Source organism: Kingella sp. (in: b-proteobacteria) (genome assembly GCF_030527935.1).
GTDB lineage: Bacteria > Pseudomonadota > Gammaproteobacteria > Burkholderiales > Neisseriaceae > Kingella_B.
On sequence record NZ_JAUMZV010000009.1, the window covers coordinates 1 to 15591 of the forward strand.

Here is a 15591-nt window from a genome sequence, read left to right on the forward strand (position 1 = left end):
CTTTAACCCTAGGCGGATACATTGCATGACCGAGTTCGTGGACTAGGGTTTCGTAGGTTAGGTAGCTAGCAGAGAAAATAATAGAGTTTTCTTTTGGAGAAAAATGAGCTCCTTTGGTATTTGCATCATGTTCAAATGCATCATAGCCACTCTCTCTTTTTTTATTAAAAAAATCATTGAATTGTTTAGCTAATATCGGATTGTGATTAACACGCATCAATAACATTTGAACATTAGTAGTACTTCTTGCTGCCATATCTTCAAATTGTTGTACTGCTGCTGGATTTAGGTTGTTATAAGTTGTCATGATTTACTCCTTAGAAGAATTATCAGATGAATTATTTGATTTTCTGAATTCAGTAACATGTTGATTTGAAAAATTACTTACCCCTTTCGTAAACACCAACTGCCAAATAACCCCATCTCTACCAATATATGTTTCAACTCGTAATCTATCTGCATAAGTATCTCCGAGCGTATTATTTCCCCAGTAATAGATTTTTTCAGGCTGTATTTCTGCATCAGGCTTTCCAACATAAGTACTTGCTCTCAATTCCATTGCTCCACCTAAATAAGTGTCCCAATCCCTTATAATTGATGGTTCAGGTAAAAAATCAGGGAATTTACCGCTAGGGAAAAGTGTCCCATCTTGTTCGTATCCTTTTTTATTCAGCGCAATAGCAAATTGCTTTAATTTTTCATTTGGAAAAGTACGATATTGCACAAAAAAATTAAATGGCGAGTTAACATCGGCTTGCGAAGCACGAAAACCTAATCTCTTGGTATCAGGCAAAACAGGTATGCCCCAAATTCGATGCAATTCCTCGGGTGTCATATCGTATAAACAATTATCAAATAATCCTGTTTGGAACATCTGCCGAATTAAATCGTCCAAGTCGGTTACTTTGTGCAAATAGTCTTTACAAGATTTAGGTTGCGTATTTTGTTCTTGGGAATGAGTGTTTTGTGGTGGTTCGGGTTGTGGTGCAGCGTTGCCGGTAAAGGAGAATAAGCCCAAAAAGGCAATAAACAAATTTTTAATGAAGCTCATAATAAATCCTTGTTTTAGTGGTTATTGAAGTGTTGAGTAATTATCTCAAATTTTTGCTGTTATATCTTGAAATTGTTGCACTGCTGCTGGATTTAAATTTTTATAGATTGTCATAATTTATTCCTTAATTACTAAATTTGATTATTTTCTAAATTTGGTAATATGCTGATTTAAAAGGTTACTCATTCCTTTGGTAAATGCTAACTGCCAAATAATACCATCTCTACCAATATATGTTTCAACTAACAATCTGTCTCCGTAAGCATCTCCAAGCGTATTATTTCCCCAATAATAGACTTTTTCAGGCTGAATTTCTGCATCAGGTTTAGCAATATAATTGCTTGATGTTAATTCGTATGTGCCTCCTATATAAGGATGCCAATCATCTATAATTGACGGTTCTGGTAAAAAATCAGGAAATTTACCATTCGGGAATAATGTTCCATCTTGTTCATATCCTTTTTTATTCAGTGCAATAGTAAGCCTATTCAATTTTTTCTTGTACGAAACATCAAATTGCATAAAAAAATTAAATGGCGAGCCAAAATCAGATTGCGAAGCGCGATAGTCGTAGCCATTGTTAGGCAAAACAGGTATGCCCCAAATTTGATGCAATTCCTCGGGTGTCATATCGTATAAACAATTATCAAATAATCCTGTTTGGAACATCTGCCGAATTAAATCGTCCAAGTCGGTTACTTTGTGCAAATAGTCTTTACAAGATTTAGGTTGCGTATTTTGTTCTTGGGAATGAGTGTTTTGTGGTGGTTCGGGTTGTGGTGCAGCGTTGCTGGTAAAGGAGAATAAGCCGAGAAGGGCGATAAACAGTTTTTTGATGGGGCTCATGGGAAATTCCTTTTAGTTGAATGGGAATAGATAAGGCAGCCTGAAACGGTGTCCCTTGCGTTTTCAGGCTGCCTTATCTATCGCGCGGCGGTTTTCCAATATTGCTGCACGGCATCGGCGATGGCGATGGCGAAGCGGCGGCGTTGGTTGTTGTTGCTTAATTGTTTTTCTTCATCGGGGTTGGATAAAAAGCCCATTTCAATCAACACGGATGGCACGTTGATGGAGCGCAGCACCACAAAATCGGCGGTTTCCACGCTGCCTTTGCGCAGTTTGGTGAATTTGCCAAATTGGGCGAGCAGCAGTTTGCCGAATTTTGCGCTGTCGGTGCTGGTTTGGGCTTGCATCATGTCGCTGATGATGGCATTGACGTCTTTGTTGCCCACATCGGGCAGCCCGTCAATTTTGTCGGCGGCGTTTTCGGCAAGGGCGATTTGGCGGGCTTGCTCGCTGTTGGCTTTGCCCCAAACGTAAACGTCTGCGCCTTGGCTGGCGGGGTTGGCGGATGCGTTGGCGTGGATGGAGATGAATAAATCGGCTTTCACGCGCTGGGCGACGGCGCGGCGTTGGGCGAGCTTGATAAAGTTGTCGCCGCTGCGGGTCATGTGCACGGTGTAGCCTTTGGCTTGCAGTTGGCGTTTGGTTTCTAGCGCGGTGGCGAGTACCACGGATTTTTCGTGGAGCCCTGTTGTGCCTGTTGTGCCAGGGTCTTTGCCGCCGTGTCCTGCGTCTAGCACGATGATGGGTTTGCGGTTGGTTTTGGGGGCGGCGGTGGTTTGAGATTGGGGTTCTGGCTGCGCGGCTTGTGGTGCGGGCTGCGCTGGGGTGGTTTGGTTTGGCGCGGTTTGGGCTTGCTGTTTGCTGTTGAGCAAATCCATCAGCGGGTCGTCGCTGGCGGCGGCTGGGGCGGCAGCGGCGGGAGCAGGGTGGGCAGCGGGCTGGGGCGCGGGGGCTTTGGCGGGCGCGGCTTTGCTGGGGGCGGGGTGGTTGGCGGGGGCTGCGTTGCCTAAATCAATTTGCAAACGGTGTTTCAGGCTGCCTGATGGGGTGTGGGCGGTGAATTGGGGGCTGGCGGGTTGTTTTAGGTCAAAGACGATGCGCGTGGTGGTGGCGTTTTTTTGCCCGATGCGCGCGCTGCTGATGTAGGGGTCGCTGGCTTTGATGGATTTGGGCAGGGCGGCTAGGGCGTTGTTGTTGGCGATGTCTATCATGTCTATAACTAGGCGGTTGGGCTTGTCTAGCATGAAATAGGTGTATTTGAGCCGTTGCGCGCTTTCTAGCGTGATGCGGGTGTTTTTGCCGCTGGGGGCGATTTTGCCTGATAAAAAGCTGTTGGCAGTGGCGGCCCATGCGTTGCGGATGGTGCAGGATAGGGCGGCGAGCGCGATAAGGGCGCGGCGGCTTATTTTTGCCATTGTTCAAGTTCCTTTTGGGCGGTGGGGGTGCAGGCTTGGATGGTGCATTGCCGCCCGCTGTGGTGGGGTTCTAGTTGGATGGTGTAATCGGGGGCGGGGGCGTATTCGCCGCCTTGTTCTGCCCATTCTATGAGCACGATGCTGTTGGGGATTAGGTCGTCTAGCCCTGCGTCTAGCCATTCTTCGGGGCTGGTGAAGCGGTATAGGTCAAAATGGTGGACGGTGGTTTGCGGCAGGGCGTAGCTTTCTACGATGGTGTAGGTGGGGCTTTTGACTGCGCCTGTGTGCCCCAAGCCGCGCAGTAAGCCGCGTGTGAAGGTGGTTTTGCCTGCGCCAAGGTTGCCTTGCAGATGGATAACGGCGGGGGCGCGAAATAGGCGGGCGGTGCGTTCGCTTAGGGCTAGGGTGGCGGCTTCATCGGGGAGAAATTGGGTGTAGGACATGGCTGGGATATGGGGATTTTTAGGGGGTGGATTATAGTGATGTGCGCGGCTTGGGGGCAAGTTTCAGGCTGCTTTTGTGGGGTTTTTGTGCGGTTTTCTATAATTTGTTTTTATATTGTTTTGCGGTTAGGCAGGCAGCCTGAAAATTGCGAGCGAGATATTGTGGGGTGTTGTTTTGATTACGCTAAACCTTGTTTCAGGCTGCCTTATGGTTTTTTATGCCCCAAGGCAGCCTGAAAACTAAGATGGCGCAACGATGGCTTGTCGCCAAATGTTGGTATTCAATAAGGCCTGATGGGTTGGCAAGCTGTCTGCGAGCCGCCGACGCTCCATTGTTTGCATGGCACGCCAAGGCAGCCTGAAAATGGCATACAAAACAGTGCGCCATTTTGTTTTGATTATGACAAGCCAACTCTCGTTTCAGGCTGCCTTATGCTGTTTTAAGCCCCAAGGCAGCCTGAAAATAGCGAAAACAGGTTTTACACAGCGAAACCGTTTATCTTTCGTTAAAACTCTGTTATATTGCGTTAAGGCTGTGCAGCAATGCAGCCGTTTTTGTTTTCCACACCTTAATCAGGACGATAAAAATCAGGACGATAAAAATGAAAAACACACAAAAATCGGCATTTGTTGCCACAGGTTTGATGCTGTTCGCGCTGTTTTTTGGCGCGGGCAATTTGATTTTCCCTGCTTTGATGGGGCAGCAATCGGGCAGCGCGGTGTTTTCTGCGGTGAGCGGTTTTTTGATTACGGGCGTGGGCTTGCCTTTGCTGGGCGTGATTGCGATTGGCTATTCGGGCTCGCACGATGTGCAGGAGCTGGCTTCGCGCGTTGCGCCGTGGTATGGCGTGGCGTTTTCGGTATTGCTGTATTTGTCGATTGGGCCGTTTTTTGCCACCCCGCGCACCGCAACGGTGTCATTTGAAATCGGCGTGGTGCCTTTTTTGGGCGAAGTGTCTGAAAGCGCCAAACAAATCAGCTTGGCGGTTTTTGCGGCGGTGTTTTTTGGATTGTCGTATTGGCTGTCGATTTCCCCCGGCAAACTGGTGGACCGGATTGGCAAAATCCTAACCCCCGCTTTGCTGCTGGCGATTGCGGTGCTGGTGCTGACCGCCGCGGTGAAACCGATGGGCGCGTTGCAAACGCCTGCCGAAGCCTATCAGTCGGGCGCGTTCACCAAAGGCATCATCGAGGGCTACGGCACGATGGATGCGCTGGCTTCGCTGGTGTTCGCTATCATTGTGATTGACGCGATTCGCAGCATGGGCGTTACCGATACCAAGCACGTTTTAAGCCTGACCACGCGCGCAGGCTTGGTGGCGGCGGGCTGTTTGGCGCTGGTGTACATTTTCATCGCCTATATGGGCGCAACCAGCGTGGCAGGCTTGGGCATGCAGGAAAACGGCGCAAGCGTGCTGTCTAAAAGCGCAGAGTTTTACTTTGGCTTGGGCGGCAATGTTTTGCTGGCGGTGATTGTTTTGCTGGCGTGTTTGTCCACATCGGTGGGCCTGATTACCGCTTGCGGCGAATACTTTAACCGCCTGATGCCGCAGCTTTCGTATCACAAATGGGTGGTGATTTTCACGCTGGTGTCGTTTGGCTTTGCCAATTTCGGTTTGAGCTCAATCATCAAATTCTCCGTGCCTGCGCTGATGCTGCTGTATCCGCTGACGATGGCGATTATTATTTTGGCGTTTTTGCACCCGCTGTTTGGCGGCAAACAGGTGGTATACGTTACCACTTTGCTGACCACCGGCGTGATGGCCCTGTTTGACGGCTGGAAAACGTTTGAAAGCTTTATGGAAATGAAATCGGGCTTTGTGAGCAATCTGGATAATTTTTTCAGCGCGAATTTGCCGCTGTACGGCTCGGGCTTGGGCTGGCTGCTGCCTGCGGTAGTGGGCTTTGCGCTGGGATTTGTTATCAGCAAATTGATGAAGTGATGAGCGATTGGTGATTAAAAGGCAGCCTGAAACGGGGAATCTGTTTTCAGGCTGCCTTTAAATAGCCAAATGCAATAATAGAATTTGCGGCAATAGTATTTTAAAAATTCCCATTTTCAAAAAAATCAGTATCATGCCGCGCTTTACAACCTTGCTGAGAGGAAATCTCAAATGTCAATTAAACAAGAATTCAAAGACTTTATCATGCGCGGCAATGTTATCGACTTGGCAGTCGGTATGGTGGTCGGCACCGCGTTTTCCGGGATTGTGAAATCGCTGGTGGACGACGTGATTATGCCGCCGATTGGGATTGTGCTGGGCGGCATCGATTTTTCCAACCTGTTCCTCACGCTCAAACACGGCAAAACCGCAGGCATGGAATACGCCACGCTTGCCGCCGCCAAAGCCGATGGCGCGGTAACCATGAATGTGGGTTCGTTTATCAACACCATCATCAGCTTTTTGATTGTGGCAACGGCGATTTTTGTGGTGGTGAAAGCCATCAACACGCTGAAAAAAGCGCCTGAGGCGGTTGAAGAAGCGCCTGTCGAGCCGAGCGAAGAAGTGTTGCTGCTGCGCGAAATCCGCGATTCGTTGAAAAAATAAGCCTTTCCGAAAACACCGCTAAAATGGCGGTGTTTTTTGTTTTCGCTACGCTGAATTTCGTTTCAGGCTGCCTTGGCAGGGCAAGCACCGCGCATCAGGCAGCCTGAAAACGGCACTTCGCCCTTTCGTTTTCAGGCTGCCTATCTTATCTCATGATTATGAACATCACCGACACCCCCGACACCGATTCTATCCCCGCCGTCCAATCCGTGAACCGCCTGTTCGCGCAAATCGCGCCTGCCGCCGCCGAAACCGTCGCGCCGTTTGTGGAACACCTGTTTACCGCGCTCTCGCATGGCAACACGTTTATCTACATCAGCCAAGCCGAAGCCGATGCGCTCGCCCAAGCCGCGCCGTTGGTGGGCAGCGATGCCAACAGCCCCATCGTGTTGCACGGCAGACGGCTGTTTATCGCCAAATATTTCCATCTGGAACAACAGCTCGCCGCCGAAATCCAACGCCTATCCGCCCACACGCCAAGGCAGCCTGAAAAGCCGTTAGCCAATTTGCTTGCCGATTGGTTTGCTGACGACAACAGCCGCGACCAACGCGCCGCCGCCGCGCTTGCCCTGCTGAAAAATTTTGTGCTGATTAGCGGCGGACCGGGCACAGGCAAAACCACCACCGTTGCCAAGCTGCTCGCGCTGTTGCACCGCAAGCCTGCGCCGCGCACCGCTCTTGTCGCCCCCACGGGCAAAGCCGCCGCCCGCCTAACCGAATCGTTGCACCGTGCCAGCGCAGCCATCCCCAATTTGAGCGATGACGCGCAACGCTATCTCGCCAGCCTAACAGGGCAAACCGTGCATCGCCTGCTGGGCTTAAAACCGCCGCAAATGCAGCCTGAATACCACGCGCACCACCCCCTGCCACTGGATTGCGTGCTGATTGACGAAGCATCGATGATGGACAACCACCTGCTGTATCAACTGCTTGCCGCGCTGCCCAGCCGTTGCCGCGTGATTTTGCTGGGCGATGCCGACCAACTGCCATCCGTGGGCGCGGGCGCGGTGCTTGCCGCGTTGAGCCACAGCCATCCCATGCAGCCTGAAACCGCCGCCGCGCTGCGCCCATTGCTGCCCGATGTCGCCCACTTTCCCACGCTCGCCGAACAGCACGCGCGGCTCACCATCAGCCACCGTTTCCACGCGCAAAGCGGCATCGGCAACCTAGCCCGCGCCGTGCAACAAGGCAGCGCAAACGCGTGGCAAACTATCGCCGCCCACCCCAGCGAACTCTCCGCCCAGCCGCGCAACCTTGCCGCGCTCGTTGCCCAGCTTTATCAACACCACGCCGCCTATTGGCAAGCCATCCGCGCAGGCAACATCGCCGCCGCCTTTGCCGAACAAAGCCGCCTGATTGTGCTCACCGCGCTGCGCCACGATGCCGACCACATCAACCACCTTTACCGCACGCTCTTGCAACAGCACGGGCACACCCGCCCACAATCGCCGTGGTACGCAGGGCAAATCATCATGGTTACCCGCAACGCCCCCAGCCAGCAGCTCTACAACGGCGACATCGGCATCATCATGCAGCCTGAAAACGAAAACACACGCAGCAGCGACTTACGCGCCTATTTCCCCAGCGAACAGCCCAGCGCACGCGGCTACCGCAGCATCCCCCTAAGCCGCCTGCCCGAACACGAAACCGCCTACGCCATCACCACCCACAAAAGCCAAGGCTCGGAATACGCGCAAGTGTGGTTCGCCGCCCCCGCGCAAGCCCCATACAGCCGCGCCTTGCTCTACACCGCCATCACCCGCGCCAAACAACAATTTGCCTACTGGGGCGACGAAGCCAGCTTTCAGGCTGCCTGCGCCAACAATGAACACCGCAACAGCGCGTTGGCGATGTTTTTGCAACGTGTGTGATGGGGCGGGGGTGGCGTAAGGGTTAGCGTAAGGCAGATTGGTAAACATATTTTCAGGCTGCCTGCTGGTTCACAACAAAGTTTCAGGCTGCCTTTGGCGAGTGCGCCAATGCCATCCCGCTTGTTTGTCCATCGCCCCCCAAGGCAGCCTGAAAACACCCAAACCCATCCGCACCACAATAGGACATCAACAACTCGCCAACATAACGACAACCAACCGCCCCCATTTCCATTTTCAGGCTGCCCCATCCCCCCACATCCACCCCGCCCCACATATACAACCTCTGTAAACTTGCGTAAAATTCCGCCCCAGCAGCCATTTCAGGCAGCCTGAAACCCCTTTCCAACCCACCCCAGAAAGCCCCACCATGACCCAATCCCCCCTAAGCTACCGCGATGCGGGCGTAGATATAGACGCAGGCGACCAACTGGTTGAAAACATCAAACCCTTTGCCAAACGCACCATGCGCCCCGAAGTATTGGGCGATTTAGGCGGCTTTGGCGCATTGGTAGAAATCAGCAAAAAATACCAACACCCCGTGCTGGTGAGCGGCACAGACGGCGTAGGCACCAAGCTCAAACTCGCCTTTGAATGGGACAAACACGACACCGTTGGCATAGACCTTGTCGCCATGAGCGTGAACGACATCCTAGTGCAAGGCGCAGAACCCCTGTTTTTCCTAGACTATTTCGCCTGCGGCAAGCTAGACGTTGCCCGCGCCACCGCCGTTATCCAAGGCATCGCGGCAGGCTGCGGACAATCAGGCTGCGCCCTAATCGGCGGAGAAACCGCAGAAATGCCCAGTATGTATCCCGAAGGCGAATACGATTTAGCAGGCTTTGCCGTGGGCGTGGTGGAAAAAGAGCGCGTGATTAACGGGCGCAACATCACCGCAGGCGACATCGTACTCGGGCTAGCCAGCAACGGCGCACACTCCAACGGCTACTCGCTAATACGCAAAATCATCGAGCGCGACCAGCCCAATCTAGACGCACCGTTTGACGGCAGCACCACGCTGCGCCAAGCCATCATCGCCCCCACGCGGCTGTATGTGAAGCCCATATTAGCCGTGCTGGAACAATTGCCCATCAAAGGCATGGCGCACATCACAGGCGGCGGCATCACCGAAAACGTACCGCGCGTGCTGCCCGCAAACTGCGTGGCGCAAATCAACGCGAGCGCGTGGCAACTGCCCAAGCTGTTCCAATGGCTGCAACAGGCAGGCAATGTCGCCACCGATGAAATGTACCGCACGTTTAACTGCGGCATCGGCATGGTGGTCATCGTGTCGCCCGAACACGCCGATTTGGCAGTGCAACTGCTGCGCGAGCAGGGCGAAACGGTGTACCGCATCGGCGCGATTCGCGAACGCAACGGCGATGAGCATCAAACGCAAGTGGGGTAAATAGAAAAGACAGCCTGAAAACACAAAATGGTTTTCAGGCTGCCTAAAACCCCAAAAACCACTATAATGCGCGGTTTTCCCAATTTTCCCATCCCATAATCAAAGGATACAAAATGACCATGTTAAAAGGCAAAAAAATCCTGCTCACAGGTATGATTTCCGAACGCTCCATCGCCTATGGCATCGCCAAAGCCTGCCACGAGCAAGGCGCAGAACTCGCGTTTACTTATGTTGTTGATAAACTGGAAGAGCGCGTACGCAAACTCGCCGCCGAATTTGGTTCAGAACTGGTGTTCCGTTGCGATGTGCAAAGCGATGAAGAAATCGCGCAAACGTTTGCCAGCTTGGGCAAGCATTGGGATGGCTTGGATGGCTTGGTGCACGCCATTGCCTTTGCGCCCAAAGAAGCCCTAAACGGCGATTTTTTGGACAGCATCAACCGCGAAGCCTTTAATGTGGCGCACGAAGTTTCCGCATACAGCTTGCCTGCGCTCGCCAAAGCCGCTCGCCCGATGATGCAAGGGCGCAACGCATCCATTTTGGCTTTAACCTACCTTGGCGCGGTGCGCGCCATCCCTAATTACAACGTGATGGGCATGGCAAAAGCCAGCTTGGAAGCAGGCATCCGCTTCACTGCATCTTGCTTGGGCAAAGAAGGCATCCGCTGCAACGGCATTTCCGCCGGTCCCATCAAAACCCTAGCCGCATCAGGCATCGCCGATTTTGGCAAGCTGTTGGCACACGTTGCCGCGCAAAACCCCTTGCGCCGCAATGTAACCATTGAAGAAGTGGGCAACGCCGCCGCTTTCTTGTTGTCCGACCTTGCATCAGGCATCACAGGCGAAATCACTTATGTGGACGGCGGTTACAGCATCAACGCACTCAACGACGGCGACGAATAAATTTAGCCTAGGGCTGTTGATTACCCACACGCCCTAACAACACAAAGGCAGCCTGAAAACGCTATTTCTCGTTTTCAGGCTGCCTTTTTATGCGCGGCGATTATTCAATACACGCGGAAACTTTGCCGCCGCTGTAAAAACGAATGGCGTAGCTGCCCGCTTCGGGCAAATCGGCAAAATAGAACTCCGCGCCACTGTTGGTGTCTATGCCATGCGCCATGTGCAAAGTTTCGCCGCTGGGGCTGGTGAGCACACCGTTCACGCTGCTGTGCAAGGCTTTGTCTTCATTGAGCACAGAAAAGCGATAGCTGCCTTTGCCTGCGGTGAAGTGGGCGCAATGGTTGGCTTTGAGCGGCAAGGCGTTGCCCGATGCGGGGGCAGTTTTGCGGGCTTTTTGGCTTACTTTGGCGGGACGAGTTTTCGCCGTTGCCACGCCTGCGGTTAGGCTGATGGATAACGCGCAGAAAATCAGGGCGAGAGATGTTTTCATGATAACTCCTTCTTTTGTTTGGGGATTAGGGACTATCGGTAATCAACGTTTTGGCGGCTTTTGTGCCCTAAAATAGCAGCTGCTGCGTTAAATAATACTCGCTTATGGGGGCATAGGCGGGTATTTTCGCCTTGCATCTACCATTTTATGGCACAAAATCCACTTCAAAAGTTGAATACCAATAGTCCCTAGATGGTAGAGCGGATTGGGCTGTGAGACAAGGTTTGCCACGCAATGCGCGGTGGATTGTGCCATTGTGGGAACAGCAAGGCAGCCTGAAACGTGCTAATCCGCTTTTCAGGCTGCCTTTGAGGTACCGTTGTTATCCGCATCCGCATCGCCTTGGCGGTCAAAAAACGCCACCGCGCCGTGGTCAAAAAAACTTTGCAAAATGGCTTGCGCGGCAACTTGGTCTAACATGGGCTTTTGTTTGCGCCCGCGAATGCCGTTCTCGCACAACAGTTCTTCGGCGTAAACAGACGACAATCGCTCGTCCACCCAGTAAACAGGCAGCCTGAAACGTCCGTTGAGCCGTTGTCCAAATTTGCGGGCAAGCTGGGTGAGTGCGTGTTCGCTGCCGTCAATATGCGTGGGCAAGCCAACAATCAGGTTTTTAGGCTGCCATTCTTGAATCAGCGCGGCGATGCGGGCAAATTTTTCATCGTTGCGGTTGCCCGTAATCGTGACGATGGGGTGGGCGATGCGGATGCGGCAATCGCCTTGCGCCACGCCGATGCGCGTTTCGCCAAAATCAAACGCCAAGCAACCGCCGCCATCGGGCGCAACAAAATTAGGCATGCCCCATTGCTCCTGCAAAGTTTTCGCGGCGAATGCCCAGCTTGTTAAACGCGGCGGCGTAACGTTCTTCGGGCGGAATGCCAAACAAAATATGCTCATCGGCGGGCACGGTGAGCCATGAATTTTGCGCGATTTCTTGTTCCAACTGCCCTGCGCCCCAGCTGGAATAGCCGATGGTCAGCACCGCACCTTGAATTTCGTCGTCTTGCTGCAAGCCGTCGATGATGTCGCGCGAAGTGGTCAGCGCGATGCGGTCGGTGATGCTCAGGCTGCTATCCCAGTTGCCAATCGGCGTGTGCAACACAAAGCCGCGCTCGGTTTGCATCGGGCCGCCCATCATCACATATTGGTTGTTAAACCGCGCGGGCGTGTCTTTGCCAATGGCGGCAAACACCACATTCATGGTTACGGGCGATGGCTTGTTGATGATGATGCCCATTGCGCCACTGTCGCTGTGTTCGCACAGATAAATAAGGCTGCCTGAAAACAGGGAATCTTCCAAATTGGGCATGGCAAGCAAAAAGTGATTGGCTAAATTCATGGTGGTTATTGGCTGGATGGTTTAACGGGCTATATTGGGCGCAGGCGGGGTTTTTCAAGGCAAGCGGGGGGCTGTTTTCAGGCTGCCTACAATAGAGTAGGGCGAAGTAGTCTCATAAATTAAGTAAAGATAGTTGAAATTATCTAGGCAAAGTATTATATTGCGCACTTCGTTTGTTAATCTTAACTCAGGGAAGACCTATGAAAACTGTACAAGAAATTCGTTTTGAAAACTTTGAATTGCTGATTAAAGAAGCAGGCACGATTGCCGAATTGGCGCGTAAAACGGGCTATGACAAGCCTGCTTATTTGTATCAATTGCGCGCGCAAGTAGTAAAACCCAATGGCAAAGCGTTGCAGCTGGGCAGACGTGTGGCTGCGCGGTTGGAGCAAGGCATGAACAAACCATCTGGCTGGATGGATATTGACCACAGCAACGAACCTGCTGCGCCAAACGTTGCGGTTTCAGGCAGCCTGAAAGCGGTGGGCAAGGTGGTGGGCGTGGCTTTGACTTCGCCCGAAAGCATGGTTTACGGCGCAGCAGTAATTCGCGCGCTGTTGAGCGCGGGCAAGCAAGTTTGCGTGGCGTTTAACGATGCGGCAGCGCGTGCGTTTGAACAAGCAGGCATCGCGTTGAACGATGCCGCTGCGGTGCGCAAACATTTCTATGCCACCGAAGCGCAGCTGAGCTTTGCCGATGAGCATTTGCCCGCCTTTGCTTTGGATGCGGTGATTGTGCCCGCCGCGCGTGGCAGCAGCTTGGCATTGATTGCCAACGGCGCAACGCTCGCCCCCGCTGCACGCATGGCAGAGTTGGCATTGGCGACCAAACGCCCCGTGTTGATTGCGCCTTGCGAAACGGTGTTCTCTGCGGCGCAGTTGCACAATATGCACACCTTGTCAGCGCAAGGCGCGGTGATTTTGCCTGTTTCGGCAGCCGCTTCGGCGGAGCAAGCGGAATTTTTGACTTCTTGCGTGCTGGCGCAACTAGGCTTGCAATAAGCGTAGATTGAACGTTTCAGGCTGCCTTAACCTTGTTAGCAAGGAAAGGCAGCCTGAAATGCATTGGGCGGATTAGTTTTGTGTGATGCTTTGGGTTTTAGCTACGATGAACTTCGTTTCAGGCTGCCTTTGTTTACACGGTTTGCGGAATAAGGCAGCCTGAAAATGGTTTAACGGTATTCATCCGTATTGCTGCGAAATGCGCTGCGGCATGGCTCAACCACTTTTCAGGCTGCCTGTGTATTGCCCATGCTTCGCGCTCACGGCTTTTGTTTACGCATTTCCCCGCGTCCGCACAAAATAAATGCTTTACAAAACAAACCTCGCTTAACACAATCCAACAAATTGCTTGCACCCCGCGCCCAGTCTGCATACAATGCGCGACTTCTTGGCCAGATAGCTCAGTCGGTAGAGCAACGGATTGAAAATCCGTGTGTCGGCAGTTCGATCCTGCCTCTGGCCACCAGATTTCAGCCTGAACAGCAAACGTTGTTTAGGCTTTTTTGCATTTAGGCAGCCTGAAACGCCTAAACCACGTTTCAGGCTGCCCTGAGTGTTATTTTATGTTAAAGTCTCTCTTTTCATTTTTTACCCCCCTAAACTAAAACCTTTGCAAAACCTAAACCGCCACAAGAAATAGTCAATTTCCGTCATTCCCGCGTAGGCGGGAATCTTGATTAAACTTAAACAACTGTTTGTTTCTACAATAATTTATGAATGTCAAACAAGATTCCCGCCTACGCGGGAATGACGGCATTTCTTGTGTTTCAAACTGCTGTTAGGGGTTTTGTAAAGGTTTCAAACTTGCCAAATCAACAGGACAAACAACCATGCAAACGTGGCAGCTTCCCGAGCACATTGCCGACATTCTCCCCGAACGCGCACGCCAACTGGAAAGTGTGAAAGAACAAATCCTTGCCCAATTTCGCACCCACGGCTTTGAGCTGGTGCAACCGCCCCTAATGGAATACAGCCGCTCGCTCTTAACGCATATTGACAACGGCTTATCGCTGAAAACCATCCGCCTTGCCGACCAAATCACAGGCTGGCAGTTGGGCATTCGCGCCGACATCACGCCGCAAGTGGCGCGGATTGATGCGCATTTGTTGATGAAAAATCAAGGCATTAACCGCTTGTGCTATTCAGGTAGCGTGTTGCACGCCAAGCCCGATAGTTTGCTGTCCACGCGCGAACCCATCCAAACGGGCGCGGAGCTATACGGCTGCGCGGACACGGCGGCGGATGTGGAAATTATTGATTTAATGCTGAAAACCATGCGCGTGGGCGGGCTGAACAACATCATCCTGTCGCTGGGGCATTTGGGCGTATTCCACGCGATTGCCGCTGCGGCGCAGTTGAGCGAGGCGCAAAGCCGCCAGTTGCTTTCGCTGATGCAGGACAAAGACCGCAATGCGGTTCGCCAGTTGGCGCAGCAATGGCAGTTGGACAACATTTGGACAACCGCGCTGGCTGCGCTGCCCGAGCTATACGGTGGGCGCGAAGTGTTGAACAAAGCCCGCGCCCAGTTGCCGCAGCTTACCGCCGTTTCGCAGGCGTTGGACGTGTTGGCGCAGGTGTGTGCGGCGTTCCCTGCGCAAGCGGTGCACATTGATTTGGCGGAAGTGCGCATGGACAACTACCACACAGGCTTGCTCTACGCGACATACGCGCCCGATTACCACGATGCGGTGGCGCGCGGCGGGCGATACGATGGCTTGGGCGCGTATTTTGGACGCAGCCGCCCCGCCACAGGGTTTAGCTTTGATTTGCGCTTGTTTGGTGCGTATCTTGCCGCCAGCCAACGCCCCGAAGCGGTGCGCGTGGCGCAAAAAGACTACGCCGCCGCCAAAAGCGCGGTGGACGCATTGCGCGAATTGGGCGTGTGCGTGGTGGTGGATTATGGCTTGCCCGACAATTCAGGCAGCCTGAAAAGGCTGGTGCAACGCGGCAACGAATGGGAGGTGGAATAATGGGCGTGTTGCAATGGTTTAATTTGGATGAAGCCACGTTGCGCTTTTTAAGCCTTGCCGCGCACATCATCGGTTTTGCGGGCATGGGCTGCGTGGTGCTGGCGTTTTGGCTGGTGGTGAGCGAAAAATGGAAGCCGACTTCGTTGTCGTATAACTTGCTCAACGGCTTGGGCGCGGTGCTGCTGATTTTGAGCCTGTGCGTGCATTTCAATTTGGGCTCGTTTGTGATTGAGATTTTTTGGATTGCGATTTCGGGGATAGGGATTGTGAAGCATTACAAACGGCAAAGGCAGCCTGAAAACGAATGAA

General features: G+C 52.6%; 20 protein-coding genes and 1 tRNA gene. 11 read left to right on the forward strand and 10 right to left on the reverse strand.

Annotation, left to right across the window (positions count from 1 at the left end; all coding sequences use genetic code 11):
- The 5 genes from Q4A85_RS04125 to tsaE all read right to left on the reverse strand — a co-directional run.
- The coding region (locus Q4A85_RS04125) for a hypothetical protein (protein WP_303107894.1) at positions 1-307 on the reverse strand (307 nt) is incomplete at its 3' end.
- 3 nt (positions 308-310) lie between these two features.
- Complete coding sequence (locus Q4A85_RS04130) at positions 311-1051, reverse strand: hypothetical protein (protein WP_303107895.1); 741 nt, start codon at positions 1049-1051, stop codon at positions 311-313.
- Between the two features lie 141 nt (positions 1052-1192).
- On the reverse strand, positions 1193-1897 hold the full coding sequence (locus Q4A85_RS04135) for a hypothetical protein (RefSeq protein ID WP_303107896.1): 705 nt from the start codon (positions 1895-1897) through the stop codon (positions 1193-1195).
- A gap of 77 nt (positions 1898-1974) precedes the next feature.
- Entirely contained in the window at positions 1975-3312 is a 1338-nt protein-coding gene (locus Q4A85_RS04140; RefSeq protein WP_303107897.1) for an N-acetylmuramoyl-L-alanine amidase, read from the reverse strand.
- Positions 3300-3755 carry a tRNA (adenosine(37)-N6)-threonylcarbamoyltransferase complex ATPase subunit type 1 TsaE gene (tsaE, locus tag Q4A85_RS04145; protein WP_303107898.1) on the reverse strand — a complete coding sequence of 152 codons (456 nt, stop codon included), beginning with the start codon at positions 3753-3755 and terminating at the stop codon, positions 3300-3302. Before tsaE ends, Q4A85_RS04140 begins: the two co-directional genes overlap by 13 nt.
- 294 nt (positions 3756-4049) lie before the next feature.
- On the opposite strand from tsaE, the gene Q4A85_RS04150 reads away from it, so the two are divergent.
- The 7 genes from Q4A85_RS04150 to fabI all read left to right on the forward strand — a co-directional run bounded on the left by Q4A85_RS04150 (position 4050) and on the right by fabI (position 10482).
- Positions 4050-4199 (forward strand): hypothetical protein, encoded by a 150-nt coding sequence (locus Q4A85_RS04150; protein ID WP_303107899.1) that lies wholly within the window; start codon positions 4050-4052, stop codon positions 4197-4199.
- Between the two features lie 158 nt (positions 4200-4357).
- Complete coding sequence (gene brnQ / locus Q4A85_RS04155; protein WP_303107900.1) at positions 4358-5698, forward strand: branched-chain amino acid transport system II carrier protein; 1341 nt, start codon at positions 4358-4360, stop codon at positions 5696-5698.
- A gap of 171 nt (positions 5699-5869) precedes the next feature.
- The gene (mscL, locus tag Q4A85_RS04160) at positions 5870-6304 is read left to right on the forward strand and encodes a large conductance mechanosensitive channel protein MscL (RefSeq protein ID WP_303107901.1); all 435 of its coding nucleotides are present in this window, start codon (positions 5870-5872) and stop codon (positions 6302-6304) included.
- A 152-nt stretch (positions 6305-6456) separates the two neighbouring features.
- Positions 6457-8175 carry an exodeoxyribonuclease V subunit alpha gene (gene recD, locus Q4A85_RS04165; RefSeq protein ID WP_368500176.1) on the forward strand — a complete coding sequence of 573 codons (1719 nt, stop codon included), beginning with the start codon at positions 6457-6459 and terminating at the stop codon, positions 8173-8175.
- A gap of 37 nt (positions 8176-8212) precedes the next feature.
- Positions 8213-8464: a hypothetical protein gene (locus Q4A85_RS04170; RefSeq protein ID WP_303107902.1), complete on the forward strand. Its 252-nt coding sequence runs from the start codon at positions 8213-8215 to the stop codon at positions 8462-8464.
- A gap of 78 nt (positions 8465-8542) precedes the next feature.
- The gene (purM, locus tag Q4A85_RS04175; protein ID WP_303107903.1) at positions 8543-9580 is read left to right on the forward strand and encodes a phosphoribosylformylglycinamidine cyclo-ligase; all 1038 of its coding nucleotides are present in this window, start codon (positions 8543-8545) and stop codon (positions 9578-9580) included.
- 113 nt (positions 9581-9693) lie between these two features.
- A complete protein-coding gene (gene fabI, locus Q4A85_RS04180; protein ID WP_303107904.1) occupies positions 9694-10482 on the forward strand; it encodes an enoyl-ACP reductase FabI in 789 nt (262 codons plus the stop codon).
- Positions 10483-10582: 100 nt separating this feature from the next.
- On the opposite strand, the gene Q4A85_RS04185 is transcribed toward fabI, so the two are convergent.
- From Q4A85_RS04185 to Q4A85_RS04200, 4 genes are all read right to left on the reverse strand, one after another.
- Positions 10583-10972 carry a hypothetical protein gene (locus Q4A85_RS04185; protein WP_303107905.1) on the reverse strand — a complete coding sequence of 130 codons (390 nt, stop codon included), beginning with the start codon at positions 10970-10972 and terminating at the stop codon, positions 10583-10585.
- Between the two features lie 188 nt (positions 10973-11160).
- Positions 11161-11304 (reverse strand): hypothetical protein, encoded by a 144-nt coding sequence (locus Q4A85_RS04190; RefSeq protein ID WP_303107906.1) that lies wholly within the window; start codon positions 11302-11304, stop codon positions 11161-11163.
- Positions 11270-11770: a Holliday junction resolvase RuvX gene (ruvX, locus tag Q4A85_RS04195; RefSeq protein WP_303107907.1), complete on the reverse strand. Its 501-nt coding sequence runs from the start codon at positions 11768-11770 to the stop codon at positions 11270-11272. Before ruvX ends, Q4A85_RS04190 begins: the two co-directional genes overlap by 35 nt.
- Complete coding sequence (locus Q4A85_RS04200) at positions 11763-12311, reverse strand: YqgE/AlgH family protein (RefSeq protein ID WP_303107908.1); 549 nt, start codon at positions 12309-12311, stop codon at positions 11763-11765. Before Q4A85_RS04200 ends, ruvX begins: the two co-directional genes overlap by 8 nt.
- 200 nt (positions 12312-12511) lie before the next feature.
- Here Q4A85_RS04200 and Q4A85_RS04205 point away from each other — a divergent pair, with 200 nt between their 5' ends.
- Entirely contained in the window at positions 12512-13312 is an 801-nt protein-coding gene (locus tag Q4A85_RS04205) for a flavoprotein (RefSeq protein ID WP_303107909.1), read from the forward strand.
- Between the two features lie 133 nt (positions 13313-13445).
- Here Q4A85_RS04205 and Q4A85_RS04210 read toward each other — a convergent pair whose 3' ends face one another.
- The gene (locus Q4A85_RS04210) at positions 13446-13685 is read right to left on the reverse strand and encodes a hypothetical protein (RefSeq protein WP_303107910.1); all 240 of its coding nucleotides are present in this window, start codon (positions 13683-13685) and stop codon (positions 13446-13448) included.
- Positions 13686-13702: 17 nt separating this feature from the next.
- Between Q4A85_RS04210 and Q4A85_RS04215 the strand changes: the two genes are divergently transcribed.
- From Q4A85_RS04215 to Q4A85_RS04225, 3 genes are all read left to right on the forward strand, one after another.
- Positions 13703-13778, forward strand: a tRNA-Phe gene (locus Q4A85_RS04215).
- A gap of 364 nt (positions 13779-14142) precedes the next feature.
- On the forward strand, positions 14143-15282 hold the full coding sequence (locus Q4A85_RS04220) for an ATP phosphoribosyltransferase regulatory subunit (protein ID WP_303107912.1): 1140 nt from the start codon (positions 14143-14145) through the stop codon (positions 15280-15282).
- Complete coding sequence (locus tag Q4A85_RS04225) at positions 15267-15590, forward strand: permease (RefSeq protein ID WP_303107913.1); 324 nt, start codon at positions 15267-15269, stop codon at positions 15588-15590. The genes Q4A85_RS04220 and Q4A85_RS04225 overlap by 16 nt, the downstream gene beginning before the upstream one ends.
- Position 15591 lies beyond the last annotated feature (1 nt).